The organism is Streptomyces sp. NPDC031111 (assembly GCF_055570675.1).
Genome location: NZ_JBVIGS010000009.1, coordinates 283,283 through 309,186, shown reverse-complemented (window position 1 = coordinate 309,186; position 25,904 = coordinate 283,283). Strand labels below are relative to the sequence as shown.

At 71.2% G+C, this 25,904-nt stretch carries 28 protein-coding genes and 1 tRNA gene; 15 read left to right on the top strand and 14 right to left on the bottom strand.

The genetic code is table 11. The annotated features are described in order from the left end of the window. Positions 1 to 107 precede the first annotated feature (107 nt). Positions 108 to 1,400: a M6 family metalloprotease domain-containing protein gene (locus tag ACZ470_RS20970; RefSeq protein WP_468429158.1), complete on the top strand. Its 1,293-nt coding sequence runs from the start codon at positions 108 to 110 to the stop codon at positions 1,398 to 1,400. 46 nt (positions 1,401 to 1,446) lie between these two features. Continuing rightward, positions 1,447 to 1,519: transfer RNA gene (locus ACZ470_RS20965), tRNA-Arg, on the top strand. 432 nt (positions 1,520 to 1,951) lie between these two features. Here the strand turns inward: ACZ470_RS20965 and ACZ470_RS20960 are convergent. After that, positions 1,952 to 2,308, bottom strand: a complete 357-nt coding sequence (locus ACZ470_RS20960) for a MerR family transcriptional regulator (RefSeq protein WP_468429156.1) — start codon at positions 2,306 to 2,308, stop codon at positions 1,952 to 1,954. A 59-nt stretch (positions 2,309 to 2,367) separates the two neighbouring features. Between ACZ470_RS20960 and ACZ470_RS20955 the strand changes: the two genes are divergently transcribed. After that, positions 2,368 to 3,501 carry an alkene reductase gene (locus ACZ470_RS20955; RefSeq protein WP_468429154.1) on the top strand — a complete coding sequence of 378 codons (1,134 nt, stop codon included), beginning with the start codon at positions 2,368 to 2,370 and terminating at the stop codon, positions 3,499 to 3,501. A gap of 112 nt (positions 3,502 to 3,613) precedes the next feature. On the opposite strand, the gene ACZ470_RS20950 is transcribed toward ACZ470_RS20955, so the two are convergent. Then, a complete protein-coding gene (locus tag ACZ470_RS20950) occupies positions 3,614 to 3,946 on the bottom strand; it encodes an SDR family NAD(P)-dependent oxidoreductase (protein WP_468429152.1) in 333 nt (110 codons plus the stop codon). Between the two features lie 394 nt (positions 3,947 to 4,340). On the opposite strand from ACZ470_RS20950, the gene ACZ470_RS20945 reads away from it, so the two are divergent. Further along, positions 4,341 to 4,910 (top strand): SMI1/KNR4 family protein, encoded by a 570-nt coding sequence (locus ACZ470_RS20945; protein ID WP_468429150.1) that lies wholly within the window; start codon positions 4,341 to 4,343, stop codon positions 4,908 to 4,910. An 88-nt stretch (positions 4,911 to 4,998) separates the two neighbouring features. Then, complete coding sequence (locus tag ACZ470_RS20940; RefSeq protein WP_468429148.1) at positions 4,999 to 5,415, top strand: SANT/Myb-like DNA-binding domain-containing protein; 417 nt, start codon at positions 4,999 to 5,001, stop codon at positions 5,413 to 5,415. Positions 5,416 to 5,466: 51 nt separating this feature from the next. Here the strand turns inward: ACZ470_RS20940 and ACZ470_RS20935 are convergent, their stop codons facing one another. Then, the gene (locus tag ACZ470_RS20935; protein ID WP_468429146.1) at positions 5,467 to 5,862 is read right to left on the bottom strand and encodes a hypothetical protein; all 396 of its coding nucleotides are present in this window, start codon (positions 5,860 to 5,862) and stop codon (positions 5,467 to 5,469) included. Between the two features lie 149 nt (positions 5,863 to 6,011). Further along, the gene (locus ACZ470_RS20930) at positions 6,012 to 6,299 is read right to left on the bottom strand and encodes a hypothetical protein (protein WP_468429145.1); all 288 of its coding nucleotides are present in this window, start codon (positions 6,297 to 6,299) and stop codon (positions 6,012 to 6,014) included. Positions 6,300 to 6,353: 54 nt separating this feature from the next. Between ACZ470_RS20930 and ACZ470_RS20925 the strand changes: the two genes are divergently transcribed. Together ACZ470_RS20925 and ACZ470_RS20920 are read left to right on the top strand one after the other, a co-directional pair. Further along, positions 6,354 to 7,085: a MerR family transcriptional regulator gene (locus tag ACZ470_RS20925; protein WP_468429144.1), complete on the top strand. Its 732-nt coding sequence runs from the start codon at positions 6,354 to 6,356 to the stop codon at positions 7,083 to 7,085. Between the two features lie 80 nt (positions 7,086 to 7,165). Next, the gene (locus ACZ470_RS20920) at positions 7,166 to 7,297 is read left to right on the top strand and encodes a hypothetical protein (RefSeq protein WP_468429142.1); all 132 of its coding nucleotides are present in this window, start codon (positions 7,166 to 7,168) and stop codon (positions 7,295 to 7,297) included. Between the two features lie 17 nt (positions 7,298 to 7,314). Here the strand turns inward: ACZ470_RS20920 and ACZ470_RS20915 are convergent, their stop codons facing one another. Both ACZ470_RS20915 and ACZ470_RS20910 read right to left on the bottom strand, forming a co-directional pair. After that, positions 7,315 to 7,593 (bottom strand): heavy-metal-associated domain-containing protein, encoded by a 279-nt coding sequence (locus ACZ470_RS20915; RefSeq protein ID WP_468429140.1) that lies wholly within the window; start codon positions 7,591 to 7,593, stop codon positions 7,315 to 7,317. Between the two features lie 65 nt (positions 7,594 to 7,658). Next, positions 7,659 to 8,006, bottom strand: a complete 348-nt coding sequence (locus ACZ470_RS20910) for a sensor histidine kinase (RefSeq protein ID WP_468429138.1) — start codon at positions 8,004 to 8,006, stop codon at positions 7,659 to 7,661. Here ACZ470_RS20910 and ACZ470_RS20905 point away from each other — a divergent pair. Continuing rightward, entirely contained in the window at positions 7,995 to 8,579 is a 585-nt protein-coding gene (locus ACZ470_RS20905; protein WP_468429136.1) for a PASTA domain-containing protein, read from the top strand. The two genes, ACZ470_RS20910 and ACZ470_RS20905, sit on opposite strands and share 12 nt — an antisense overlap. 12 nt (positions 8,580 to 8,591) lie before the next feature. On the opposite strand, the gene ACZ470_RS20900 is transcribed toward ACZ470_RS20905, so the two are convergent. Genes ACZ470_RS20900 through ACZ470_RS20890 form a run of 3 tightly spaced genes read right to left on the bottom strand, consistent with a single transcriptional unit; the run spans position 8,592 to position 11,263 of the window. Further along, positions 8,592 to 10,088 (bottom strand): DUF4246 domain-containing protein, encoded by a 1,497-nt coding sequence (locus tag ACZ470_RS20900; RefSeq protein WP_468429134.1) that lies wholly within the window; start codon positions 10,086 to 10,088, stop codon positions 8,592 to 8,594. Between the two features lie 45 nt (positions 10,089 to 10,133). Beyond that, entirely contained in the window at positions 10,134 to 10,523 is a 390-nt protein-coding gene (locus ACZ470_RS20895) for a hypothetical protein (RefSeq protein WP_468429133.1), read from the bottom strand. Continuing rightward, positions 10,520 to 11,263, bottom strand: coding sequence for a TetR/AcrR family transcriptional regulator (locus ACZ470_RS20890; RefSeq protein WP_468429131.1), 744 nt, complete (start codon positions 11,261 to 11,263; stop codon positions 10,520 to 10,522). The genes ACZ470_RS20895 and ACZ470_RS20890 overlap by 4 nt, the downstream gene beginning before the upstream one ends. A gap of 244 nt (positions 11,264 to 11,507) precedes the next feature. Here ACZ470_RS20890 and ACZ470_RS20885 point away from each other — a divergent pair, with 244 nt between their 5' ends. Beyond that, positions 11,508 to 13,736: an MMPL family transporter gene (locus tag ACZ470_RS20885; RefSeq protein WP_468429129.1), complete on the top strand. Its 2,229-nt coding sequence runs from the start codon at positions 11,508 to 11,510 to the stop codon at positions 13,734 to 13,736. Between the two features lie 21 nt (positions 13,737 to 13,757). Here ACZ470_RS20885 and ACZ470_RS20880 read toward each other — a convergent pair whose 3' ends face one another. Continuing rightward, complete coding sequence (locus tag ACZ470_RS20880) at positions 13,758 to 14,933, bottom strand: hypothetical protein (RefSeq protein ID WP_468429127.1); 1,176 nt, start codon at positions 14,931 to 14,933, stop codon at positions 13,758 to 13,760. A 162-nt stretch (positions 14,934 to 15,095) separates the two neighbouring features. On the opposite strand from ACZ470_RS20880, the gene ACZ470_RS20875 reads away from it, so the two are divergent. Next, positions 15,096 to 15,914 (top strand): SAM-dependent methyltransferase, encoded by an 819-nt coding sequence (locus tag ACZ470_RS20875; RefSeq protein ID WP_468429125.1) that lies wholly within the window; start codon positions 15,096 to 15,098, stop codon positions 15,912 to 15,914. A gap of 41 nt (positions 15,915 to 15,955) precedes the next feature. Beyond that, complete coding sequence (locus ACZ470_RS20870) at positions 15,956 to 16,645, top strand: nucleotidyl transferase AbiEii/AbiGii toxin family protein (protein WP_468429123.1); 690 nt, start codon at positions 15,956 to 15,958, stop codon at positions 16,643 to 16,645. A 13-nt stretch (positions 16,646 to 16,658) separates the two neighbouring features. Here ACZ470_RS20870 and ACZ470_RS20865 read toward each other — a convergent pair whose 3' ends face one another. Beyond that, positions 16,659 to 17,849 carry an MFS transporter gene (locus ACZ470_RS20865; protein ID WP_468429122.1) on the bottom strand — a complete coding sequence of 397 codons (1,191 nt, stop codon included), beginning with the start codon at positions 17,847 to 17,849 and terminating at the stop codon, positions 16,659 to 16,661. 79 nt (positions 17,850 to 17,928) lie between these two features. Here ACZ470_RS20865 and ACZ470_RS20860 point away from each other — a divergent pair, with 79 nt between their 5' ends. The 3 genes from ACZ470_RS20860 (at position 17,929) to ACZ470_RS20850 (ending at position 20,380) form a co-directional block, all read left to right on the top strand. Further along, complete coding sequence (locus tag ACZ470_RS20860; protein WP_468429120.1) at positions 17,929 to 18,930, top strand: helix-turn-helix domain-containing protein; 1,002 nt, start codon at positions 17,929 to 17,931, stop codon at positions 18,928 to 18,930. Beyond that, positions 18,927 to 19,436, top strand: coding sequence for a glutathione peroxidase (locus ACZ470_RS20855; RefSeq protein WP_468429119.1), 510 nt, complete (start codon positions 18,927 to 18,929; stop codon positions 19,434 to 19,436). The genes ACZ470_RS20860 and ACZ470_RS20855 overlap by 4 nt, the downstream gene beginning before the upstream one ends. An 80-nt stretch (positions 19,437 to 19,516) precedes the next feature. Continuing rightward, positions 19,517 to 20,380 (top strand): MerR family transcriptional regulator, encoded by an 864-nt coding sequence (locus ACZ470_RS20850; protein WP_468429217.1) that lies wholly within the window; start codon positions 19,517 to 19,519, stop codon positions 20,378 to 20,380. A gap of 111 nt (positions 20,381 to 20,491) precedes the next feature. Here ACZ470_RS20850 and ACZ470_RS20845 read toward each other — a convergent pair whose 3' ends face one another. The 3 genes from ACZ470_RS20845 to ACZ470_RS20835 form a co-directional block, all read right to left on the bottom strand. Continuing rightward, the gene (locus tag ACZ470_RS20845) at positions 20,492 to 20,683 is read right to left on the bottom strand and encodes a DUF397 domain-containing protein (protein WP_468429117.1); all 192 of its coding nucleotides are present in this window, start codon (positions 20,681 to 20,683) and stop codon (positions 20,492 to 20,494) included. 226 nt (positions 20,684 to 20,909) lie between these two features. Then, entirely contained in the window at positions 20,910 to 21,767 is an 858-nt protein-coding gene (locus tag ACZ470_RS20840; RefSeq protein WP_468429115.1) for a helix-turn-helix domain-containing protein, read from the bottom strand. A gap of 301 nt (positions 21,768 to 22,068) precedes the next feature. After that, the gene (locus tag ACZ470_RS20835; protein WP_468429113.1) at positions 22,069 to 22,827 is read right to left on the bottom strand and encodes a GOLPH3/VPS74 family protein; all 759 of its coding nucleotides are present in this window, start codon (positions 22,825 to 22,827) and stop codon (positions 22,069 to 22,071) included. Positions 22,828 to 23,065: 238 nt separating this feature from the next. Here ACZ470_RS20835 and ACZ470_RS20830 point away from each other — a divergent pair, with 238 nt between their 5' ends. After that, positions 23,066 to 25,849, top strand: a complete 2,784-nt coding sequence (locus tag ACZ470_RS20830) for a D-alanyl-D-alanine carboxypeptidase (protein ID WP_468429112.1) — start codon at positions 23,066 to 23,068, stop codon at positions 25,847 to 25,849. Positions 25,850 to 25,904: the final 55 nt, after the last annotated feature.

Below are 25,904 nucleotides of genomic sequence, written 5' to 3'. Positions count from 1 at the left end.
CCCCACGATCGGCCCTCCCAGCGAGCGTCCGCACACCCGGCGACGCAGGGTGATCGGGAGGGTGCAGTCGGAGACCGGCGGCTGCCGTGTGGAGCGGAGGTCCCCGCATGCAGCCGCAGCCGAGCCGACGCCGGATATCCCCGCGCCGACTGGCCGCACTGACCTCGGTGGCCGCCCTGACCCTCGCGGTCAGCACCTCGGCCGGAAACGGCCACCTCTCCCCCGGCACCTCCACCGCCGGCGCCGGACCCAGCGCCCTGTCCCGCACCTCAGCCCACGGCCCGTGCATGATCACCGGCGAGGGCGGGGTCCAGATGTCCGAGGGCATCCCCACGCCCCCCGGCTACACCCGCTCCACCGGCACGGTCCGCGCCCTCACCCTGATGATCGACTTCTCGGACGCACCCGGCGAGGGCGACGCCCTCGACCGCTACCGCGAGTTCTTCCCCAAGACCCGCGAGTGGTTCGCCACCAGTTCCTACGGCCGCCTCGACTACCGCCCCGAACTCCCGATCCCCGACTGGCTCCGGATGCCCAAGTCGTTCCGCCAGTACGGCATAGAGCGCGGCGCCCCCTTCGACCCCGGCTACCGCGAACTGGTCCGCGACATCGTGGCCGAGGCCGATCCCGAGGTGGACTTCAAGGCGTACGACCTGCTGAACGTGCTGGTGACCCCGAACGCGGGCCCGGCCGCCCTCGACACGGTCCTGTCCGTCACCTTCGCGGGCAACAAGGAGGCCCCGAACGCGGACGGCGTCCCCGTCTCCAACGCGTCCTTCGTCTACTCCCGCCAGGACGACGGCTCCGGCTCCTACGACCGCACCGGCTACCGCGTCCTGCCCCACGAGAACGGCCACGTCTTCGGCCTGCCCGACCTCTACACCGCCGAGGGCGGCGGCGCCGTCGGCCACTGGGACATCATGAGCGAGGACTGGGGCGCCAACAACGACCTCCTCGCCTGGCACAAGTGGAAGCTGGGCTGGCTCGACGCCTCCCAGGTCGGCTGCGCGGCGAGCGCGGGCACGAGGGAGTACGTCCTCACCCCCCTCGCACAGGCGGGCGGCCCGAAACTGGTCTTCATCCCCCTGGACGACCACTCCGGCTACGCCGTCGAACTGCGCACCCGCGCCGGCAACGACGAGGCGGTGTGCCGCCCCGGCATCCTCGTCTACCGCGTCGACGCGAACGTCGACACGGGCATGGGCCCGATCACCGTCTTCGACTCCCGACGCGACAGCGGCGGCTGCACCCGCTCCCCCAACGTCCACGCGGAACTCTCGGACGCGACCTTCACCCCCGGCGAAAGCTTCGTCGACCACCGCAAGGGCATCCGCGTCACGGTCCTCCCAACGGGCCCCAAGGGCCACCGCGTCCAGGTGACCCGAACCACCCGCGGCTGACCCCCATCCGGTACGCTGACGCCAGCGACCGCACACGTGCGGCTCCGCCTTCGTAGCTCAGGGGATAGAGCACCGCTCTCCTAAAGCGGGTGTCGCAGGTTCGAATCCTGCCGGGGGCACAAATAGAAACGCCTGTTCAGCGGGCGTTTCGCTACGGCCCGTCCGGGACTGCCCGGACGGGCCGTACACATTCTGTACACCCGCCAGAGGATCGCCCGCGCGGGCCGCGGTCTCGATGGCCCGGCGATCGAGCAGACCGCGCAGCAGTCCGGCGAACGCTCCGAACTCTTTCCGCTTCGCGAGCATAAGCTGACGTTTCACGTCGAGCGCGTGGGCGACCTCGTCGAGCCGGTCGGGCCGCATCGAGAGTGCCGCCGACGCCATCGGCGCCGCACTGGAGATCACCGACGCCAACCCCGCACCCTTCAGCGATCACCTCGCGCCCCGCCTCGAAACCGCCCTCGAAACCCTGGCCGCGCTCCGCGCACAGATCGACGACCGATCCCACCCCAACCGCCCCGGAGCCCTGTCCGATGCAGTTCTGGCGGGGCTCATGCGGAGGCGACCTCGATCGTCTCGTCCAGGATGTCGCGCGTGAGCATCAGATCGGCGATCTTGCTGTCGATGCGGGCCCGCTCCTCGGCAAGTTGGGCGATGAGGCGGGGTGTGGCCACAGAGGAGGGGCCTCCGTCCGCGTCCCGCATACACGGCAGCAGTTGCTGGATCTTGGCGCTGCACAGCCCGGCGGCGTAGAGGGCCTGGATGCGGATGACGCGGTCCACGGCCCACTCCCCGTAATGCCGCTGCCCGCCAGGGCTGCGCTCGGAGGTCAGTAGCCCCTGCTCCTCGTAGTAACGCAAGGACCGTACGCTCACCCCGGAGCGTCGGGCCAGTTCACCTATGCGCATGTTCCCTACCCCCTGCGGCAGTTGAACCTCACACTGATGTCAGCTCTTACGTTACGGACATGACGAACACGGCAGCAACCACCGGAACCGACAGCCGCCTCTTCGAGCCCGTCCACCTCGGTCCGCTCGCCCTCCCAAACCGCCTCGTGATGGCGCCGCTGACGCGGAACCGGGCACACGCGGACGGCGTTCCGTCCGATCTCATGGCTGAGCAGTACGCGCAGCGCGCCACCGCGGGGTTGATCATCGCGGAGGGCACGACACCCAACGCCGTGGGCCAGTCGTATCCGAACATCCCCGGTATCCACCGACCCGAGCACGTCGCGGGCTGGCGTCGAGTGACGGACGCAGTACGAGCCCAGGGCGGTCGGATGTTCCTGCAGCTGCAGCACGCCGGGCGCTCCGGACACCCCGACACGAGCGGGCTGGCCCCCGTCGCCCCGTCGCCCGTCCCGCTGCCGGGGACGATCCACACGCCGCACGGCAAGCAACCAACGGTGGTGCCCGAAGAGTTGAGCGCGGAGGGGATAGCGGCGACCGTCGCCGACTTCGCGACAGCTGCACGGAACGCCCGCGCCGCCGGTTTCGAGGGCGTCGAGGTGCACTCCGCCAACGGCCACCTCCTGCACCAGTTCCTCGCCCCCAACACCAACCGCCGCACCGACGCGTACGGCGGCGGCGTAGAGAACCGCATCCGCTTCACTGTGGAGGTCGTCCGCGCGGTCGCAGACGCGATCGGGCCCGAGCGGACGGGGCTGCGCATCTCGCCGGGCAGCACCGTCAACGGCATCGACGAGGGCGAGGAGACGGAAGAGCTGTACCTGGCTCTGGTGGAGGAGCTGGCCGGCGACGGCCTCGCCTACCTCCACCCCGTCTTCGCCGACCCGGAAGAGCCGCTGTTCGCCAAGCTCCGCGGCGTCTGGCCCGGCACCCTGCTGGCCAACCCCCGACTGGACTGGTCCGGTCCGGGCCCGGCAGACGGGGGCAAGGCGGCGGGCGAGCGGCTCCTGGACGCAGGGGCAGATCTCGTCTCCCTGGGCCGCGCCTTCCTCGCCAACCCGGACCTGGTGGAGCGGCTACGGACGGGCGCCCCGCTGAACCCGCTGCGGCAGGGACCGCTGATGTACGTAGGCGGCCCGGACGGCTACACGGACTACCCGACGCTGGCACAGGCAGCTGCCCCGCCGGCGTGAGCTGCGGCGGGCGAGCCCCCACCCGGACGCAGAGACGCGCACCGCGCTGCACCGGCCACCAACCAGGCGCGCGCTGGGAGACCCTCTCAACCGTAGGCATCCGCCCGCCCTGTCATGCCATGGCTTCCTTGTGGCGCATCATCCGTTCGGCTATGCGCAGCCTCAAGCGCTTGGAGAAGAAGCGCGATGAGAGCGTGGCGAGAATGCTGTTCGCCAAGCCGTCCACCACCGAAGGCGATGAACCCGAGATGGCCTTCCACGCCGTGTCAACGACCTGCTCCGGTTGGCGCTTGTTCTTCGCGGCCCCCGGGTTCATCGGCGTTTCAGTGTCGCCGGGGGAGACGGCGAAGATGCGGAGCCCATGTCTGCGGTTCTCTTCGGACATGGCCTCGGTGAGCATCAGGACGTAGGACTTCGACGCCGAGTACGCCGCGAGATGCGGCATCGGCTCTGGACGCCATCCCGTGCGTGAGCGGGACCGGGATCCCCTGGCATTACCTCTGCTCGACTACCCGACACCGGCAGTTCTGCGATGAGGGCCCCGAGTCTTCCTCGTAGGCCGGCTCGGCCGGCGGGATCTGTCCTTGCGGTGCTCGTGTCCCTTGGCTCACTGGCTGCTGCACACGCGTCCAGTCGGTGTTCCCATATGCCCGTCCTCCGTTCTGGGAGGCTGGGCAGACCCGGTGCTCTCGTACCAACCGCGGTGAGTGACGGCCTCGCCAGGCGGCCGATGGGATGGGGGCAGGAAGCCTGCTCGGAGTACCATCCCCGCGAGGTTCTCCGGTCGACGCTCCAACCCTCAGTGGCGCAGGGGCGTTCGTGCAGAGGGGTAGAGGGAAATGAGTGTGGCGGAGAGCTGGTCCCGCGTGATGAGTCTTCTTCGGCAGCACGCCCCCGCCGATTACGCGGATCTGCCTGGGCCCGCTACGGAACAGCTGCTCGCGGCTGCCGAGGAACGGATGGGTGTCCCCCTCCCTCAGGATCTGCGGGCGTGGCTGCTGCGGAACAATTTGGATCTTCCCGAGGAAGATGTGTATGACGACGTGGCATGTTGCGGCTTCGCCGGGTTCCCGGATGAAGGACGCTTCTTTCTGGGCATCCGGGCGATGGAGAAGTTCTACTCGAACCGCTCCGTGCCCGGTGGATTCGATCCTCCGGACCGGCCGGACGATCCGTTCTGGCGCAATGAGTGGATTCCCTTCCTGTCGGATCAGGACGGCTGGACGGGGAAGTTCATCGACGTGCGGGACGGGCGGGTCGGCAGGTGGGTCGTGGGTGAGATCACGATCACGGACGAGTACGAATCACTGGCTCACTACTTCGACTCGGTGGCGGGGACGCTGACGAAGATCGCCGATGGAGACCATCCGGTCTGTGAGGTCGCCGACGGGCGACTCGTCTGGTCGTGAAACAAAGGCCCGGCGGCGCGCTGCGTGCAGCGGGCAGGGACGAAAAACGATCTACCGCATGCCCAACAGGCAAGCCAGGATGGCCCCCATGGGGGAATCCATCGTGCGCACCGCGTTCCGTCTCACGTTCACCGACTACCACCAGGACCCGGACGACAGCGACGTACTACGGCGGGCAGTGACCATCCAGGCTGATCGGATCACGTTCGACGAAGGCCACCTGCACCTCTGGCTCACAGGCACCCACGTCGGAGAGTTCCCGCTCGACATCATCGAGTCCGTCTGCCCCTACGGCGATACCGACAGGAAGCGTGAGACGCCGGAAGAGCTGCGGGCTCGCTTTCCGCGGATGGGCCACCCATGGTCACCGGAGGACGACGCCCGTCTCCTCGCGCTCTACCAACAAGGCGAACGGGACTTCGGCACCCTCGGAGAGCAGTTCGGCCGGAAGCCCAGCGCCATCCGCTCGCGCCTGGCCAAGCTCGGTCTCGAAAGTCTCGCCTAACAGCACTGAGTTCAGGCTAACGCTCGCTTTGCGGGTCCGGCGGTCCGACGGTCAGGCCGGCGCAGGCATGAAGCCGCCGCGTGCGGTGCCCGAGGACAGCAGGGCGGACCAGTCGAGTGCCTCAGGCAGCCGGTCCAAGGACAGAACGACTGCTCCGCCGGCCTGCTCGGCGTCCGCGCACCAGTCGCCCATGCCGCTCGGTGCCGTGCCGTCGTCGGCTCCGCCGACCACCGGCGCGGCGAGGGCGGGGACGACGAGACCGTGGCCCCCGGGTCCGTCCACGACGCACAGGGTGAGTCGGGGAACGATGTTCCAGCCCTCGCACAGGGGCACCGCGCCGTCCGGCGCGGTGAGGGGCGGCAGGGCATCGTGGACAGGGGCGCCGGCCAGCAGGAGAACGGGTGTGGCCCCACGGACGAACAGAGTGTTCTCAGGATCCAGCAGCACGGGACCACTCTCGCAGGCCGGGGCGTCGGGGCGGCAAGGGGGTGCCGAGGCGGCCGGCGAGCACGCGTCGGCCACGGCCTGAGCGCAGTGCCGCTCGAGGGCCTGGTCGATGGCCGTGCTCCGGAGCGCGGCTGGAGCGACCGGTCGGCTCAGTCCCGTTGTCCGTCGGCCGGTGCCTTGAGCAGCCGGGCCAGTTCGTCTCCGGCCTCCTCGTAGCCGGCGTCGGAGATTCGTTGCAGCTCGCGCAGGTCGCCGGCCGTGGCCGCGCGTCGCGTGAGGAGGAATCCGGCGTGCATGGAGCCCTCATCCAACAGATCGCTCAGCTCCGCGAGGTCGCCGGTTGCGTCGGCGAGGTCGGCCAGCCGGTCCAAAGCGGTTTCGTTGCCCTCATCGGCCAGCTGCCGCAGAGTCGCCCGATCGATGTTCGTGTTCGCCATGACACCATGCTGCAACCCTGCCCCAGGGGAAGGGTCAAGTGGGACGATGGCCAGGTGATCACCATCGGGCAGCTGGCCAGGTACGTCGGAGTGTCGGTCAAAACCATCCGCGTCTATCACGACAAGGGCCTACTCCCCGAGCCCGACCGCGATGCGTCCGGCTACCGACGGTACGGCGCGAACGACGCCATTGATCTGATCAAGATCCGGACGCTCGCCGAAGCCGGCGTCCCACTGGCCCGTATCCGAGAGCTTGGATCAGCGAGCGACGAGGCGTTTCAGCAGGCCCTGTGCGAGATCGACGACGAGCTCACCCACCGCATTCGTGGCCTGCGGGCAACGCAAGGGCGTCTGCGCCGGCTCGCCGCCGGGCATCTGACACCGCTGCCCGGTGAGGTCGCAGACCATCTGAAGCACCTGACCCGCTGGGGATTCACCCCTCGGTGGGTGGACCTCCAACGCGACCTGTGGATCCTCGTGTTCGCCACCCACCCGGACCGCGCGATCACCCTGTTCCACGACCAGGCCGAGACTCTCGCGGACCCGGCGCTACGGCAGCTCTTCCTCGACTACGACCACGCGCACGATCTCGATGCCGACGATCCCCGCATCGACGACCTCGCCCGCCGGATCGCCGAGGCGACCCGGGAACGCTACGGACCTGACGAACCACCCGAGCTGGACGAAGCCTCCGAGATCCCCGCCCTCATCCAGCGCGCGGTCAACGCCTCGTCCCCGGCGTGGCAGCGACTCGACACACTCATTCGCGCACGACGGGACGCGTGACTTGACGTGTACGCACCAGAGGTGTTGCCCTCCGTGGACCTTGACGGGTTCACATCCACGGCTACCAGGGGGCCCTGTGGGTGCCGCTCGCCGCGGCGCTGCTCGCCACGCTGATCAGTGCCTTCGGCCTGCGCGCCCGGCCGGCCGCCACGGTGGTCGCGTCGGGGGAACCCGCCGACCGTACGGCCGACGAACTCCCCGCCTCTCGCTGATCCCGGTTGCGGGCGTTTCAGGCCGCGCGGCCGGTGAGCTCGTAGCCGGCCTCGTCGATGACCTTGGCCAGCAGCGCGTCGTCGGGCTCGGCCTCGGTGGTCACCGTGACCTGGCCGGCCTCGAGGTCGACGTCGACCGCCAGGACACCCTCCAGGGCGCCTATCTCCTTGGTGAGCGTGGCCTTGCAGTGGCCGCAGGTCATCCCGGAGACGTTGTAGACGGTGGCGGTGCCCTGGGTCGCCGTGGCCGTGGCGGTGCCGGTGGAGCAGGTGCCGTCAGGGGTGCAGCAGGACATGGTTCCTCCAAGACGAGATGAGACGGTCGGGTACCCCATGGGGGTACCGCCACTGACGCCATTAGTTATACCCCTAGGGGGTATGCATCGCAACCGCCCTGCGGAGTGGTGCGGATGGTGAGGTTGCCGCCGATCTCCTCGACGCGTTCGTACATGGACTGGATCCCCACGCCGGGTGTCCATGTCCCGGCACAGTGGCCGCTGTCGGCGACCGTCACGCGCAGGAGCGCGGGGTCCGCGAGCTCCAGGACGAGGTGGGCGGTGGTGCCGGCGGAGTGCCGGGCGATGTTGGTCACGGCCTCGACCGCCACCCGGCACGCGGCGACCTCGACGGCTGCGGAGGGCTGCGGCAGCCGCTCGGGGGCGTCGACCGTGACGGTCAGGACGGCAACCCGCTGGGCGTGTTCGAGCACGACGTCGAGCGGGCCGACGTCGACTTCAAGGGCGAGAACAAGAAGTGGACGTCGTACGCCCGCGACAAGGTCGTCAAGGTCGAGCCGGCGGACGACGGGGACGAGGTCGAGGCCCACCGGCTGGTCGATGTCCAGGAGTCGGATGCCGGACTGGAACGGCCGGTGGGCTCGGACGGCACACGGGACACCGCCCTGCCCGAGGACCCGGGTGAGGCCGGCACCGAGGACGACGGCGGAGACGACGGCGAAGACGTCGAGGTGCCCGACGTGACGCGGAGCTCCGTCGAGGAGGCCACGGGGATTCTGGAGGGGCTGGGTCTGGCCGTCGAAACAGCGGAGGAGCCCTCCGCGACGGCCGGCTCCGGAACCGTCCTCGGTCAAAGCCCCGCGGCGGGTAAGAAGGTCCCGGTCTCCGGCACGGTGGCCCCCGTTCAGGGCCCGACCGACCCACCCGTCACGCCCCCTCCGGGCGAGTCCGTCACCCCGGCGTCGACGGTCGTCCCCTCGCCGGGGGACACGACAGCCGTACCGCAACCCCCGGCCTCGGACGTCCTGTTCACCGGCACCTCCTGAGGTCGCGGGTGCTCAGTGCTCGCAGAGCGAGAACTCCCGTTCGTAGAGCTGCTCGTTGTGCTCGTCGACGAAGAACTTGCGTTCCTTCATGAGTTCTTCGCGGTAGCCCTTGGCCTCGTCCAGCGTCATGGTCGACGTGTCGGCCCACGGCTGCTGCGGCGGCACATCGGAGGTCGACGGGATGGTCACCGACGGGTCGACCAGGAAGAACGCGAGGATCTTGCGGTGGCCCGCCCGAGTGGGGTCGGCGAGGCGGAACGCGCCCACGCGGTGTTGCAGGACGTTCGGGAACGCCAGGCATCGGCCCGCCGGGGTCGATGCCGATCCCAGCACCTGGTTCAGGGCGTCCTCGTTCTCCAGGCCGTAGACCTCACGCATGCCGTTGTCGTCGTTCTGCTCGTAGCGCGGGTCGTCGACCGCCGCCCGGAAGCTCAGCCGGCTCTCGGTGATGTTCTCGCTGTCCCAGTAGTAGATGCCGGTCGAGACGATCCGCTCGTTCAGCATCCCCTCGACATGCCAGGAGCCACCGGCGTATTCGGGCTTGTCGGGGGTGAGATGGATGGTGGCGAGCTTGACGATGACCTGGAGACGGCGACCGCGCAGGTCGACGCGGGCGGAGTCGTCGGGCGGCGCGGGCGGGGTGAAGGCGGGGGCGTCCGGGATGACCGGGACGCGGTTGTCCCACCATTCGTCCATGGCCGCTTCGTACGCTTCGTAGGCCTCGTCGTCGTCCTCGTCCTCGGGTTCGACCGGCTCGCCCGCGCCCTCGTACCACGAGTAGGGGTCGGCCTCGATCCGCAGGGGCCGATGGTGGCGCAGATCGGTGAGCACGTTCTCGAAGAGCGGGCGCATGCGGGCGAACAGGTCCGGCAGGACGGAGGCGAGTTCGCGATGAGCCACCGGGTGGACGTTGTTGACGTACGAGCGGAAGACGACATCGCCGTCGTCGCCGACCTCGACGTCCGTGGGCAGCCACTGGAATTTCTTGGAGAATTCGTACCGCGCGCTCGTGTCGGCCGGGCCCCGCCACGCCTGCTCGGGTATGTCGCTCAGCCCGCGCACGAGGCAGAACAGTGACGGATGGACCAGATCCAGTACCTGGCCGTCGGATCCCGGGTGCCAGTCCTTCTCCGCTTCGGGGACCTCTTCCAGCACCCGGACCGCCTCACGCAGCCGGGACCTGAGCCCGTCGTCGACCAGCGTGTCCGACTGCCACACCCCGTCCACGGCGGACACCTCGATGCCGGTTCGCTCGTCCCGCAGCCCGGCGTAATGCGCGAGCTCGGCCAGCACATAACGGATTTGCGCTTCGGTCAGGCCCTGGTCGAGCGCTTCTCGCGTCCACTTGGCGGCGATTCCGGCATCGTTCATCTTGACGAACCACTCGGGCTTCGACCGGATTTCGGCGCTGCACTGGATCATCTGAAGCTCCCGCAGCGTGCGGGGCTTCGTGAGCGGTATGGCGCGGGACGCGAGAAAGGGCAGCGGGAAAGCAGACAGGTCGGTCAATTCGCTCGATCCTCCCGGGTGAATTTCGGCGCCGGGAAGGATACTTCAGCGGACTGACACGGCTGTGCCGCCGCTGCCGGACCCGTGCGGCTTCCGGGTCAGCAGCAGGGTGGCGCCCACGGCCGCCGCCCCCACCGCTCCCGCCGCCAGGAAACCGTGCGAGGAACGCCACGACAGCACCGACCAGCGGGACTGCGCGGAGAACAGCGAGCCGGTGCTCAGCCACGATCCGGTGGAGACCAGCGACAGGGCGGACCCGATGGAGCCGACCGACAGGGCGCTTCCGATCGAGCCGACCGACAGCGCGGAGCCGACGGACCCCACGGACAGCACCGAGCCGACCGAGCCGATCGACAGCACGGAGTCCTGTGACCACAGCGACAGCACCGAGCCGGGGGAGGAACGACGGACCGACGGTCCGGACAGTTTCGTCATGGGGCCATCCTGCCCGGGATCCGGCCGTGGATCTCGGCGAGGAGGTCGCGCATCGCCATGTGGAAGAGCTCGGCCTGGTGCCCCTCCATGAAGGAGGTGTGGCCGAACACCTCCAGGACGACGAGGCCGTGCATATGGCCCCACCCGCTCAGCATGAGCACGGTCGCCGGGGCCGGCGGGGCCGACGCGCCGGTCGGGGACAGGCCCTCCAGATGGGCCCGGAGCGCGGGCGAGAGCGAGCGGGTGTCGGCCGCGGCGAGCTGGGCCTCGGTGAAGCCGCTGTACAGCTCGCGCTCGAAGATCGCGCTCATCCGGCGCATCGCGTCGGTGGTCGGACCGCCGGCGGGTGCCGCGTAGTCCCGCAGCGGTGTGCCGTACAGGAGCTGGAACAGCTCGGGATGGTCGATGGCCCAGCGGCGGTAGGCCTCGGCCGCGATCACGAACCGTGGCACCGCCGGGTCGTCCGGCGCGATGTCGACGGCAGTCTGCACGGCGTCGGCCATGTCGTCGTACGCCTTGGCTATGAGCACCGTGACGAGGGCGTCCCGGTTCGGGAAGTAGTGGTAGAGCGCCTGGACCGTCATGCCGAGGCCGCGGGCGACCGCCCGCAGGGACAGGGCGGCGGGGCCGTGTGCGGCGATGTGGCGCTCGGCGGCGTCCACGATCTCCTGGGTGGCGACGGCCCGGCGGCGCTGCCGCAGCGTGAGCGGGGCCGCCGTGGGCTGTTCGTCTGCGGGCATGCGGTGACCTTACGGCGGAACACTCCTGCCGTTCGGGAAATCTGACACTGTCAGGAAAATCTCCTTCTGCTCAACAAGTCGCCCGCTCACTAACGTCGTTCGCGGCGACGAGGAGTGCGGTAGCACCGCACCCGCCCGCACGGGCCGAAGTGCCTCCGCGGGGTACCGCGCCGGCTCCCCCGTGCGCCCCGGCCGACACACGTCGTCTCCGAACCAACCCCTGCCGACGCGAAGGAGATCCCACGTGTTCGAACGTTTGGCCGAATTGACGATTCGGCGGTCCCGGCTGGTACTGGTCGTCGCCGCCCTGGCGGTGGCCCTCATGGGGGTGCTGGGCGCCGGCGCGTTCAGCAAGCTGCTCGGCGGCGGCTTCGACGACCCCGCCTCCGAGTCCACCCGGGCCGCGCGGGTCATCGACGAGAAGTTCGACGGGGAGACCAACCTCGTCCTGCTGGTCCGCGCCTCCGACGGCCGGGTCGACAGCGCCCCGGCCAGGCGGAGCGGACGGAGCCTGGTGGCCGACCTCAAGGACGACGCGCGGCTCACCAACGTCGTCTCGTACTGGGACTCGGGCAGCGACGATCTCCGCTCCCGGGACGGCCGCGAGGCCATGGTGCTCGCCCATGTGACGGGCGACGAGACGCGGCAGCAGGAGAACGCCAAGGAGGTGCTCGACGCCTACACCGGAACGTACGAGGACGTCCTCACCGTCCGGGCCGGCGGCGGGGCCGCCGTGGGCAGCGACATGTCGGAGCAGGTGGTCGCCGATCTGGTCCTGGCGGAGACCATCGCCATACCGCTGACCCTCCTGCTGCTCCTGTTCGTGTTCGGCAGCGTGGTCGCGGCGCTGCTGCCGCTGGTCGTCGCCGTCGTGGCCGTCATCGGCTCGTTCGCCCAGCTCTCCCTCCTCGCGGGCGTCACCGATGTCGCCAACACCGCGACCAACCTCACCACCGCCCTCGGCCTCGGCCTCGGCATCGACTACGCCCTGCTGATGGTCAGCCGCTTCCGGGAGCAGCTCGCGGCGGGGGCGAGCGTGGACGACGCCGTGCGGCGCACGGTGAGCACCGCGGGCCGTACGGTCGCGTTCTCCGCCGCGACGGTGGCGGCGGCGCTCGGGGCGCTCCTGGTGTTCCCGCAGTACTTCCTGCGCTCGTTCGGCTTCGCCGGGGTCGGGGTCGTCGCCATCGCCGCCGTCGGCACCCTGTTCGTCATGCCGGCTCTGCTGGCCGTCCTGGGGCACCGGGTCAACAGCGGGCGGCTGCCGTGGTCCCTGCGGGGGCGGGCCGGCGCGCGGGGGCCGCTGTGGGGACGGCTGGCCCGCACCGTCATGCGGCGGCCCGCGCTCACCGCGCTGCCCGTGCTCGCGGTCCTGGTGCTGGCGGCGAGCCCGCTGCTGGGCATCACCTTCGGCACCCCGGACGAGCGCGTACTGCCCGAGGACGCCGAGAGCCGTCAGGTCGCCACCGCCCTGCGGGAGAACTTCGACGGCAGCGAGGACTCGGCCCTGCACCTCGTCATCGACAAGCCCATGAAGCGTGCGCCCCTGGAGTCCTACGCCGCCGAACTGTCCGCACTCGACGGTGTCGTCCGAGTCGAGGCCAGTACGGGCGACTACGCCGAGGGGCGCTCCACGGGTGCCGGGCCCGGCAACGCCGCCCTCGGCCGCGACGACGCGCAGCGGATCACCGTGGTGAGCGGCCTGGTACCGAGGTCGGACGCGGCGCAGGAGCTCGTCGAGGAGGTCAGGGCGGTCACCCCGCCCGCGGGCGCCCACCCCCTGGTGGGCGGCGTCGACGCCCAGCTGGTCGACTCCAAGGAGTCCATCGGCGGCCGGCTCCCGATCGCCGTCGCGCTGATCGCGCTCACCACCTTCCTCCTGCTCTTCCTGTTCACCGGGAGCGTGGTGCAGCCGCTGCGTGCGCTGGTCCTGAACCTGATCAGCCTGGGCGCCACCCTCGGCGTCATGACCTGGATCTTCCAGGACGGCAACCTCTCCTCCCTGCTCGGCTTCACCGCGCAGCCGATGGAGGTGTCGATGACGGTGCTGATGTTCTGCATCGCCTTCGGCCTCTCGATGGACTACGAGGTGTTCGTCACCAGCCGCATCAAGGAGCTCCACGACTCCGGCGCGGACAACGAGTCCGCCGTCGCCGACGGGCTCGGCCACACCGGACGCGTCGTCAGCGCGGCGGCCTGTCTGCTGGCGGTGAGCTTCTTCGCCTTCGGCACCGCGGAGATCAGCTTCATGCAGATGTTCGGCCTGGGCAGCGGACTGGCCATCCTCATCGACGCCATCGCCGTACGCGGCGTCCTCGTACCCGCCGCGATGCGCCTGCTCGGCCGGTCGGCCTGGTACGCGCCGCCCTTCCTGCGGAGGTTCCACGACCGGTTCGGGCTCAGCGAGGGCGGCCCCGAGGCCGCGGCCGGGCCGGTGGAGTCGTCGTACGTGAAGGACCCGACGGCGGTCTGACCGCGCGAACGGCCGGGGCGGTCACGGGGCGAGGCGCTGGAAGGCGACGTCGAAGGGGGCCAGGCGCGCCGACTCGCGCGCCAGCTCCCGGAGGAACACCAGGTGGGGACGGCGCCGTGGCGCAAGGCGCAGCCGGCGGGGGCGCGAGGGGAAGGACGCCACCGTCTCGGCGGACAGCATCGGCACCCCGAGGGTGAGGGTGACCTGCTGCTTCTCCTTCCTGGTCAGGCCGAGTTCGAGTTCCGTCTCGTGGACGAGGGTGCGCAGCTCCTCCTGGGCCGCCGCGATGGAGACCAGGTCCTCCTGGTTGCCGAGCTTCTCCTCGATGCCGTGGATCCACTTCCGGAGGGCGGTCGCCTTGGCGCTGCGGCGGACCTCGACGGCCGTCCGCAGGAGTGCGGCCCGGCTGTCGCACTGGCTGACGACGTAGGAGGCGATGAGCGGGAATCCGGCGGAGATGGCGGCGCCGTCGAACTCCCCGTTGACCCGCTCGCGCATCCCGTCCCTGATCAGGCCGACCCTGCTCAGCACGAGGTCCCGGAAGCGGACGGGCCGGGCGGTGAGCCGGTTCCGGATCAGTGTCGAGCGCCAGGTGTGCGGCATGTACGGGACGCCGGCGACGGAGGCCAGGCCCTGGTAGTAGAAGCCGCGGAAGGCGAAGTGGGCGAGACCGCGTACGACGGGGCCGCTGTCGTCGAGGACGCGGGCCAGGTTCTCCATCTCCCGCTCGACGGTCCGCGCGTACATCTCCTCGACCCCTTGCAGTGTCAGCTCCACGAACTGCGCCGAGTCCTGGTAGAGCGGCGGCAGGGTCCGGATGTCGTCCGAGTCGGCGATGAACCCGAGATCCCGGAGCAGCCGGCCCGACCGCACCAGGCTCCGCACGTGCGCCGCGCTGCTCTCGAGCAGGTCGGCGTGGAGTTGCCCGCCGTCGACGACGAAGGACGTCTCCCAGAAGAAGTCGCCGTTCGCACGGCTGATGTCCCACAGCTCGGGCCAGTCGACGTACGTGTCCCTGCTGGAGTTGTCGACGGTGAAGCCCTCGACGAGGACGATGGCCTCCAGGACGTCCATGAGCGAGCGCAGATCGACGCCGGAGGGCGGCACGCGGCCCGCCCCGTGGGCCCGGCGGGCCCCGAAGATCGTGGTGTTGTCCATCAGGACGTAGCCGTCCCCCGGCTCCGGACCAGCCCCCATGGCGTTCCCTCACCTCGTCACCAAGTCGGCGTCCCTCAAGATATGCAGCCGACGTCACGGACACCAGCGGACAACCGTGCGTGTGAACTCGCTTCCTTCCAAGGCAAGTTGACCTAGGTTGGAGACACTGGCCGGTCACCGCCCAACACAGGAGGCTCAGCCGTGTCCGAGGACATCAGTCGGGACGCCACCGGGTTCGCGGCACGCGCCCGGATCGACACGACCAAGCCGCACTCGGCGCGGTTCTGGAACTACTTCATCGGCGGCAAGGACAACTACGCCGTCGACCGGGAGATCGGGGACCGGATCAAGGAGATCTTCCCCGGGCTGGTCGACGTGGCGCACACCAGCCGCCAGTTCCTGGGCCGGGCCGTCCGGTACCTGGCGGGTGAGCAGGGGATACGGCAGTTCCTGGACGTCGGGACGGGGCTGCCGACCGCCGACAACACGCACGAGGTGGCCCAGCGCGTCGCCCCGGACGCCCGGATCGTGTACGTCGACAACGACCCGATCGTCCTCGCCCACGCACACGCCCTGCTCACCAGCGCGCCGGAGGGCAGGACGGCGTATCTGGACGCCGATCTCCACGACCCCGACGCCGTGCTGCGGGCCGCCGCCGGGACGCTCGACCTCTCCCGGCCGGTCGCCCTGATGATCCTCAACACGCTCGGGCACGTCCCCGAGTACGAGCGCGCCCGCGACCTGGTGCGCCGGCTCACGGCGGGGCTCGCCCCCGGCAGCCACCTGGTGATCTGCGACGGCACGGCCACGAGCGAGGCCATGGTCGCCGCGTCCGAGGCGTACAACGCGAGTGGCGCCGCGCCGTACCACGTGCGCGGCGTCGAGGAGATCGCCGGGTTCTTCGACGGGCTGGAGCTGGTGGAGCCGGGCGTCGTGCGGGTGCCGGAGTGGCGGCCGGACGCGGACGGCGACCGGCCGGCGGCCGTGGACGCCTACTGCGGTGTGGGGCGCAAGCCATAGCCGCCGAGCGGCACCCGGCGGGCCGACGCGATAATCGAGGCATGGTCTCACCCCCCGCCGGCGTGGACGCCGTGCACGAGCGGCTGGTGGCCGAGCTGCTCGCCGTGGGGGCGCCGTACGGCCTGGTCCTGGCCGGAGGTGACGCCGTACGGGCCCACGGGCTGGTGGACGCCCGGGTCAGCCGGGGCGTGGACGTGGTCACCGAGCATCCCGCGGACATGGCGGAGATCGTCGGTGTGGTGCGCTCCGGGGTCGAGGGGCGCGGGTGGGCGGTCAAGGACCTGGACGTCGATCCGCTGGCCGCGCGGCTGGTCGTCGGTGATCCCGCCTCCGGCGCGGAGTGGCGCGTCGACCTCCGCAAGGAGGCGCTGTGGCGTCCGGCGGTGGAGACCGCGGCCGGGCCGGTGCTGTCCCTGGAGGACCTCGTCGGTACGTCGGTGCGGGCGCTGGCCGATCGAGGGCTCCCCCGCGACCTCGTCGACGTTCACGCCGCGTCCGGCCGGTGGAGCCACCCGGAGCTGGAGGAACTCGGGCGCCGTCACGCCCCCGACACCTTCGACCTCACCGAGCTCCAGTCCCGGCTCACCGGCACGGAGTGGCTCGACGACGGCGAGTTCCGGGCCCACGGACTCGACGGCCCCGCGATCGAGCACCTCCGCCGCTGGGCGCAGAGCTGGGCGGACGACATCGCGGAACGCCTCCTGGAGGGCGAATACCCCCTCGAGGACTGACCCCGGCCGCCGCTCACGCCCTCCGCGCCCGCGTGATCCGCGCCGTCCGCCGCTGCGGGGCGGTCACCGTCAGCAGCAGGGTCACCGCGACCGACACCGCCGCCAGTGTCGTCATCGTGGCGGCCGGTGAGGTGAGTTGGGCGAGGGTGCCGGCCAGGGCCGCGGCGATGCCCTGCATCGTGAGCATGCCGGAGGAGTGCAGGCCGAGGGCGTGGCCGGAGAGTTCGGGCGGGGTGAGGGTCATCAGCCGCTCCTGCTGGACCAGGCTCGCCCCGAAGCCGGCCGAGGCCACGGTGACCAGGACGGCGGCCACGGGAAGGGGCGGGTGGAGGACGAGGGGGAGGTAGGGCGTGGCCAGGAGGAGCAGCAGCGGGGTGGCCAGGCGTCGGCGGCGGTCCGGTGGCAGCAGGCGGCCGACCGCCACGTCACCGGCCAGCATGCCCACGGCGGCGCAGGCGAAGAGGGTGCCGGCCGATTCGGGGGCGTAGGAGACGTAGAGGGACTCGCAGCCGACGATCAGGCCGTTGGGGATCCACAGGCCCAGGTAGGTGTGGCGGCGGGGCGGGGACGCCCAGAGCCGGGCGTTGGCGCGCCAGGTGGCCCGTACGGACGGGCGGCCCGTGGCGCGCGGGGGACGGCGGGTCAGGCCGAGGCGGGCGCCCAGTGCCGCGGTGGCGTACAGGGCCGCCGCCAGCAGCAGCGACAGCCGCGGGGACAGGAACGCGACCAGGACGCCGCCCGTCGCGTAGCCGGTGATCTGCATGATCCCGTTCATCATGTTGAAGACCGAGCGGCCCAGGAGATAGCCGTCCTTGGGGAGGATCTCGTTCAGCAGGCCCCAGCGGACTCCCCCGCCCACCGACGCCACCAGCCCCTTGAGGAAGAGGATCGCGAAGACACCGGCGACGGGCAGGGCGGGCAGCGCCAGCAGCGCCGTGACCGCCGCGAAGGCGACCGCCGTACCGGCCAGGGTCGCCCGGGGCGGCAGGCGGTCGGCGGCCGACATGAGGAGGGTCGCGCCGAGGACGTGCGCGAGGGACGGGCCGAACATGCTCAGCGCGGACAGCAGGGGCGAGCCGGTGTCCCGGTAGACGAGCGTGGCCAGGGCCAGGCCGCTCATCGTCTGGGCCACGGTCTGGGCGGAGGAGGAGAGGAAGAGCGGGGTGAATTCGGGGGTGCGGAAGAGGTCCCGGTAGCTGCGCATGCGCGGAGTCTGCGGACGGCGCGGGGGCGGTCGTTAATGTTTCGCCCAGGTGCGAAACATCTCCCGGAGGTGGCCGGTCGTGGGCTGGTGGCAGATCAGTGCGGACACGCTCGCCGGGAGCCGGTTCGTGCTCTCGCCGCTCGCCGAGACCTTCGCGAGCCTGCGGCTGCTGCACGCGGCACGGGCCGCGCACCCGGGTGAGCGGGCGTGGCTCGACGCCCATCTGCCCGCCTACCGCGCACGGCTGGCCGCCGATCCGGTGACCGCCCTGCTCGTGCCGTCCGCGCTCGGGACGGTGTGGATCGCGGACTTCCTGACCGGCGCCCCGCGGGGTGACGAGACCTACGAGGAGGAGGTCGAGCGAGTGCGCACGGTCCCGCCCGCCACCGCCCGCGCACATCTCCGGGTCTCCGTCGGCGGCCCGCTGCCCGCCCTCCTGGACCGCGACGACCTCGCGGAACGCGCCGCGGACCTCCTCACCCACGTCTGGGAGGACGCCGTACGCCCGTACTGGGCGCGGCGCCGGCGGATCCTGGAGGCCGACGTGATGGCCCGGGTGGCGCAGGTGGGCCGGGGCGGCTGGGCGGCCGTGCTGGACGCGCTGGGGCCGGGAACGCGGTGGCTCGGGGACAACCGGCTCCAGGTCAACGCGCACGAGCTGCCCCCGCGTGAGATCTCCGGGGCGGAGCTGCTGTTCGTGCCGGTGACTCCGCAGCGGGTGGGCTGGGTCTCCCAGGAGGGCACGCGGCGGTACGCGCTGGTGTACCCGTGCACGGGCGCGCTGGCCGGCGACGGTGACCGCGAGCCCGTCCCGGCGGGTCTGGGCGCCCTGCTGGGGGCCGCGCGGGCCCGGGTGCTGATGCTGCTCGGCTCCCCGCTGAGCACCAGCCATCTCGTCGCCGTGACCGGGCAGGGCCTGGGCTCGGTAGGTCGGCATCTACGGGTCCTGCTGGACGCGGGACTGGTGGAGCGGTGCGGCAGGGCGGGCCGGTCGGTGCTGTACGTACGGACGGCGGCCGGGGAGGTCCTCGTCGAGGCCGGTCGGGGATCGTCACCTCCCGGGGCTAGGGTCGGCTCATGACGACTCAAGAGAACAACGGCACCTCTCCCCTCGGCGTCGAGATCGGCGCCCTCAACGGCGGCTCCGCGGGCCTCGCCCAGTACGCGGGCCGGGCCGTGCTCGTCGTGAACGTGGCCTCCAAGTGCGGGCTGACCCCGCAGTACGCCGGACTGGAGCGGCTGCACGAGCGGTACGCGGAACAGGGCTTCACCGTGCTCGGCGTGCCCTGCAACCAGTTCCTCGGACAGGAGCCGGGCAGCGCCGAGGAGATCGCCGAGTTCTGCTCGGCGACGTACGGCGTGACGTTCCCGATGACCGAGAAGGTGGAGGTCAACGGGGACGGGCGGCACGCGCTGTACGAGCGGCTGGTCGGGTTCGCCGACGCCGAGGGGCACAGCGGGGACGTCCGCTGGAACTTCGAGAAGTTCCTGATCGGGCGGGACGGCGAGGTCGTCGCCCGATTCTCGCCGCAGACCGAGCCGGAGTCGGCGGAGCTCGTGGCGGCCGTGGAGAAGGCGATCGGCTGACCGTTGACCTTGCCCCTGGGGCAGGGCGGAGCGTACCGGTCGCCGGGCGGAAGGGCCGCCCGGTGACGGAGGACGTCGGCATGGGCGAGGAACTGCTCTCCATCGGAGCGTTCGCGGCGCGGGCACGGCTGTCGGCCAAGGCGCTGCGGTTGTACGACCGGCTGGGGCTGCTGGCCCCGGCGCGGGTCGACGAGGCCACCGGTTACCGGTTCTACCGGGCCGGCCAGGTCGAACGGGCCCGGCTGGTGGCGCTGTTGCGGCAGCTGGACATGCCGCTGGCCCGGATCGCCGAGGTCGTCGACGCGGACGGCGGTGCGGCGGGGGCCGAACGGCTCGCCGCCTACTGGTCGGACGTCGAGGCGCGGCACGCCGCGCAGCGGACGCTCGCCGAGTACCTCCGTGGACGGTTGTCGGGGAGGAGCTCCGAGATGTACGGGAAGTTCGTGGTCGAGACGGTGGACGTGCCGACGCAGGTGCTGGTCACCGAGTCACGGCATGTGCTGGCGGACGAGTTGCCGGCGTGGATCGGTGCCGCGCTGGGCCGGCTGGAGGAGGCGGCCCGGGAGTGCGGCGGCGTGGCCGGGACGCCGTTCGTGGCGTACCACTCCGAGGTGTCCATGGAGAGCGACGGCCCCGCCGAGGCGTGCGTCCCGGTCGCCGACGAGGCGGCGGCACGCGCCTGGGCCGAGGCGCGGGGCCGGGCCTTCGGGACGACGGTACGGGTGGAGCCCGCCCTGCGGCTGGCCCGCACCCGGATCACCAAGGCGCAGGTGGCGCATCCGCAGATCCTGGCCGCCTTCGAGGCGGTGGAGGAGTGGATGAAGGCCGAGGGGCTGTCGCCGACGGGCCCCTGCCGGGAGGTGTACTTCGCGGACTGGTCCGCCGCGGGTCCCGAGGACCCGGTGTGTGACGTGGCCTTCCCGGTGGGGCCCGCGGCGGGCTGAGCCGAGAGGCACCAGCCGAGCCCTCTCGGCTAGGACGGCGAACTGGTCGAGAGGGCCCTGTCGATGGTGCTGGTGCCGGCCGGTGCCGCCCGTGGGCGGTCGCCGGGCCGGTCAGCCCTTGACCGAGGCCACGAAAGCGCTCCACGCGTCCGCGGGGAAGGCCAGCTTGGGGCCCTCGGGGACCTTGGTGTCCCCGAGCTCCAACGCTGCCTCGGTGGTCGACCTGACCATCACGCACGCGCCGTTGTTGTTGGTGTAGGAGGACGTCGTCCACGTTTCCGTGGCGCCCAGACGAATTGCCATGTTCGCTCCGTAGCCAGATGCTGAGTCGCTGTCACCGGCCTGCGCATTCCGCCATGGACCCGCAGAACGGATTTCGCCAACCCTCGCTGGTGGTTGGCGTGATCGACGCTACTCGCCAACATCTTCTTCCGGAGCGGTCGTTCACTCGACCGGATGGCATATTCCAGGCGAGACTTCCAGCCAGGCATGTCAGCGGTGTACCATTCCGCCTCCTCCTGACAAGAGCTCAGCGCGCGTACTCCTTCGCGAGACGCTCGACCCGCTGCCTGGACTGTTCCACGTTGAGTGACTGCGCCCGCAGGTGCTCGTACATCACCGTGTACTTCTGCACGTCGTGCGGCTTCTCCAGGTACAGGTCGCTGGTGACGCCCTCGATGTAGACGACGCTCGAGTCGGCCGCGTCGGCGAACTCCAGGATCGAGTACTGGCCGTTGATGCCGGCGTGCGCGCCGACCTCGAACGGCAGCACCTGCACGGTGACGTGCGGCAGCTGCGACAGCTCCATGACGTGCTCCAGCTGCTCCCGCATCACCTGCCGGCTCCCGACGACCCGGTGCAGCGACGCCTCGTCCAGCACCACCCACAGCCGCAGCGGGTCCTTGTCGGCCGTGATCCGGCTCTGCCGGCGCAGCCGGACCTCCACCCGCTTGTCGTTCTCCTGCCCGGTCGACTCCGGCGAACCGCCCTGCACGATCGCCTCGGCGTACGCGCGGGTCTGCAACAGGCCCGTGATGATCTGCGGTTCGTAGACCCGGAGCGACTCCGCGTCCGTCTCCAGGCCGATGTAGACGCTGTACGGGATGTCGCCGAAGGCGTGCCACCAGCCCTGCTGGCGCGAGTCCTTGGCCATCTGCATCAGCGACTCGACGATCCGCTGGTCCTCCACCTCGTAGACCCCGCACAGGTCGCGGACGTCGCGCTGGCTGATGCTGCGACGGCCGTTCTCCAGGCGGCTGATCTTCGACTGCGACACCAGCAGTCGCTCGGCGACCTCCTCGGCGGTCATGCCCTTGAGCTCGCGGAGCCGGCGCAGCTCCTGGCCCAGCCGGCGCCGCCTGACGGTCGGATTGACATTGGACGCCACGGGACGTGCACCTCCGGCTGCGTGCCTCGTACTTGCAACTTTGCGTGTCTGCTGATGAGCAGACTGCCACCAAGGTGCTTCCTACCGCTGGGAAACGGTGGATATACGACGGGTACACGCCATCTCACGGCCCGATGGCCGGTATTGGCGGTATCGGCGCCGGTCCCGGGGGACGCCGAGCGGGGCGGAGAGAACCCGTGTGTTCTCTCCGCCCCGCTCGGACAGCGGCTCCCGTGACCGGGTCTGCGGTGCCGTGGATCCGTCGGCCGTGCCGTGCCGTTGGGCCTGGGGGACGTACGGCTCAGTGGGCCGCGGCGCGTGCCATGGATCCTCGACGGGGTTGCGCCGGAACGCCACGGGCGGGCTCCGGTGCGCCCCGGCCGCCGGCGGGGGCCTGCCGGCCTGCCGGAGGAGCGGGGCTGCGGCGCGGCTGGGCCGCCACGCCGTTCTGGACGTCCATCACGGCGTGCGCGACGAGTCCGCCCATGGGGTCGTGCCGGATCAGATCCCGCAGCCGGGAGCGAGAGGAACGCCCCTCGTTGCCCGGATACAGGTGCTTGCCGAGACCGACCGCGTGCGCCAGCGCGGCGAGCGCCGCGGTCCGCGGGTCCGGCGGAACGCCGGTGCGGATCGCGGAGTCCAGCCGGGCCCTGATCTCCCGGCTGATCTCGGTGTCCGTCGCCTGGTAGCGAGTCGTCGGCAGCACCCCGCACATCTGTCCGGCCACGGCATGCACCATGCCGCACCGCTCCAGATGCGAGAGGTAGGTCTGGCGCAGCCCGAGACGCGGCCCGCCGATCCAGTGGACCGCCCGTACCGGAGCGCCGCGCCTTCGCAGCAACTCCAACGCGCAGTCCAGTGTTGGGTCTCCAGTCGGCCGTGGCACCACCACGGCGATACGATCCCCGTCTGGGGCTATCCGTCCGGCCAGCGCCAGCTCCACTAGCTGTGCTCCGGCCAGACCGAGGTCGAGCGACTGCGGCTGTGCAGTGGTACCCGTGGCCGGGTCCAGTGCCAGCAACAGAAGCTCCTCCGGAAGTGTTCTGCGGCTCCTGCCCATCCATGCCTCCCCGCGTGGATGAATGACAGGGTGACCCCTCTCACATTGGTCTGTCGAGGGTGCGTGACCGGTTCGTAGTGGAACCGGTAGGTATGTCGTTCTCGTCTACCGCGTGGGGTAAGCCCGCACACAGGACACTGGTACATGGTTCGGACAGCGCCGTGGAGCGTTGTCGCGGGCGGGCGGTTCACGGTTCGGTTGGCGCACGCGGGGCGTGCGGCACATGGAGGAGGCATCGGTGGCGGGCGAGTCCCCCGACAGGTCGAAGCAGCGCGAGTCGTCGGAAGAATCGACGTCGGGGAGCGCGGGTCCGGTTCCCGAGAAGCGGGATCCCCGATTGGCGGTGGCCCGTGAGGCCGAGCCCTCGGAGAGCCGCGGCACCGTCGACACGGCCACGCGCGTGCTGTCGGCGCGCGACGGTTCTCCGGCGGAGGGCGACGGCCGGCTGCGCGAGGCGGTGGCCGCGTGGGTCCGCTCGGCGGAGCCGGAGGACGGGCCGGGCGAGGTCTCTGCCGCGAGCGGCGACGCGGACGCGGAGGCCGACACTCCGGATGCTCCGGACGCCGGTACGGCTTCGGAGGCGCCCGACGCCTCCGAGGACACCTCGACCTCCACGACGCCGGAGGTCCCGGACGCCCGTCCGTCCTCGGAAGCGCCCGACGCCTCCGAAGACACCGGCGCCTCCACGGCGGACGCGCCCGGCGACGAGGAGGACGCGGAGGACACCGCGCCGGACGCCTCCAAGGCCGCCCCGAGCGACGTGCCCGCGCGGGACGCCGCCGAGACCGCCGCGAGCGACGGGTCCCGCGAGGAGACCGACGCCGAGGACACCGCGCGGGACGCCGCCAAGCGCGCCCCGAGCAACGCGCCCCGCCAGGAGACCGACACCGAGGACACCGCGCGGGACGCCGCCGAGACCGCCGCGAGCGACGCGCCCCGCCAGGAGACCGACACCGAGGACACCGCGCGGGACGCCTCCAAGGCCGCCCCGAGCGACGCGCCCACGCGGGACGCCGCCGAGACCGCCGCGAGCGACGCGCCCCGCCAGGAGACCGACGCCGAGGACACCGAGGGTGAGGCGCCTGCCGCTGCGGCGAGCGAGACGTCCCGTGAGCCGGACGCGCCCACGGACGCCGACGCCGAAGCCCTCTCGGGGTCGGCGAAGCCCACCGCCCCCGCGAGCGACAGCTCCGACGCCCAGGACACGCCTGAGGACGCCCTGGACGCTTCCAAGGACACCCAGGCCGAAGCCCCCGCACGGACGGCGAAGCCCACCGCCCCCGCCGACCAGGACACCCCTGAGGACGCCGCCGACGGCCAGGACACGGCCGCGGACACGGCGAAGGGCGCGCCGGACGCCTCCGACGACCGGGAGGCGTCCGAGGACGCCGAGAAGGCCGCGCAGGACGTGCCTGAGAGCCGTACGTCCTCGGATGACGCTCCCCGCGCCGAGGGGGCCGACGGCTCCGGCGAGGAGGACGGTGGGCCCGTCGATCAGCCCACCGCCGTGTTCCGGACCGGGCGGCCCTCCGCGCCCGCCGTCGACCAGCCCACCACCATGCTCAAGATCGGCGACGTGGACCGCGCGGCCGACGCCGAGCGGACCAGCAGGTTCGTGGCGCTCAAGCGGGACGAGGACCTCGGCGGCCGCAAGCCGCCAGCCGCCCCCGCCGGGCCCACCGGCCCCACCCGCTCCCTCCCGCAGGTCGGCCCCGAGCGGACCACGCAGCAGCCGCTGCCGCCCAAGCCGCCGCTGGATCTGCTGGCCGAGCTGACCAACACCCCGCCGCCCCCGCAGACGCCGCTGCGGACCGCCGTGCGCCGGGTCAAGATCTGGACGCCGCTGGTCCTGCTGCTGGTGATCGTCTTCGCGGTCGTGCAGAACGTCCGCCCGCTCCCGGCACCCACCCTGGAGCTCACCGCCGAGGACAGCTACACCTTCGAGGGCGGCAAGCCCGACATCCCGTGGCCCGCCGACGGCCAGGCCGCGCTGGACGTCGACGGCATCGGCACCTTCGGCTCCTCCGGCGCGGAGAAGCCCGTACCGATCGCCAGTGTCGCCAAGGTCATGACCGCGTACCTGATCCTGCGCGACCACCCGCTCAAGAGCGGCGCCGAGGGTCCGATGATCAAGATCGACGAGCTCGCCGAGAAGCAGTCCGACGCCGGGCAGGAGTCGACGGTCAACGTCACCGCGGGCGACGAGATCTCCCAGCGGGAGGCGATCGAGGCCATCCTGATCGCGTCCGCGAACAACGTGGCGCGGCTGCTCGCCCGCTGGGACGCCGGTTCGGAGAAGGCGTTCGTCGAGAAGATGAACGAGGCCGCGAAGGACCTCGGGATGACCAACACGACGTACACCGACCCGTCGGGTCTGAACAACACCACCGTGAGCACCGCCGTGGACCAGGTGAAGCTGGCCAGGGCCGCGATGGAGCAGCCCGCCTTCCGCGAGGTCGCCGCGATGATGGAGTACATCGACTACAAGGGCACGAAGCACGGCAACTGGAACCGCCTGGTCGGCTCCAACGGCGTCGTCGGCATCAAGACCGGCACCACCACCTCCGCGCTCGGCAACCTCAGCTTCGCGGCGAAGAAGGACGTCGACGGCGAGACCCACCGGATCATCGGCGCGGTGGTGCGCCAGCCCGAGGGCGGCGCGGACAACACGATCCTGGGCGGTGCCCTCGCCGCGGGCGACCAGCTGATCCGGGCCGCGCAGGACGTGCTGGAGTCGGCGACGATCCTGAAGAAGGGTGAAGTCGTCGGCTACGTGGACGACGGTCTCGGCGGCCGTACGCCCGTCGCCGTCACCGAGGACGTCAAGGCCGTCGGCTGGGCGGGCCTGTCGGTGAAGCTGACGTTCGCCGGGGACGACCTGCCGCACACGGCGAAGGCCGGCACGAAGGTGGGCACGCTCACCGTGGGCGACGGCTCGAACGGTGCCGTCAAGGTGCCGGTGGCCCTCCAGGAGGACCTGGTGGAGCCCGGCTTCACGGACAAGCTGACGCGTCTCGCCTGATCCAGGACCGTACGGAACCGGCGGCCGCCGCCCACCGCGGGCGACGGCCGCCGGG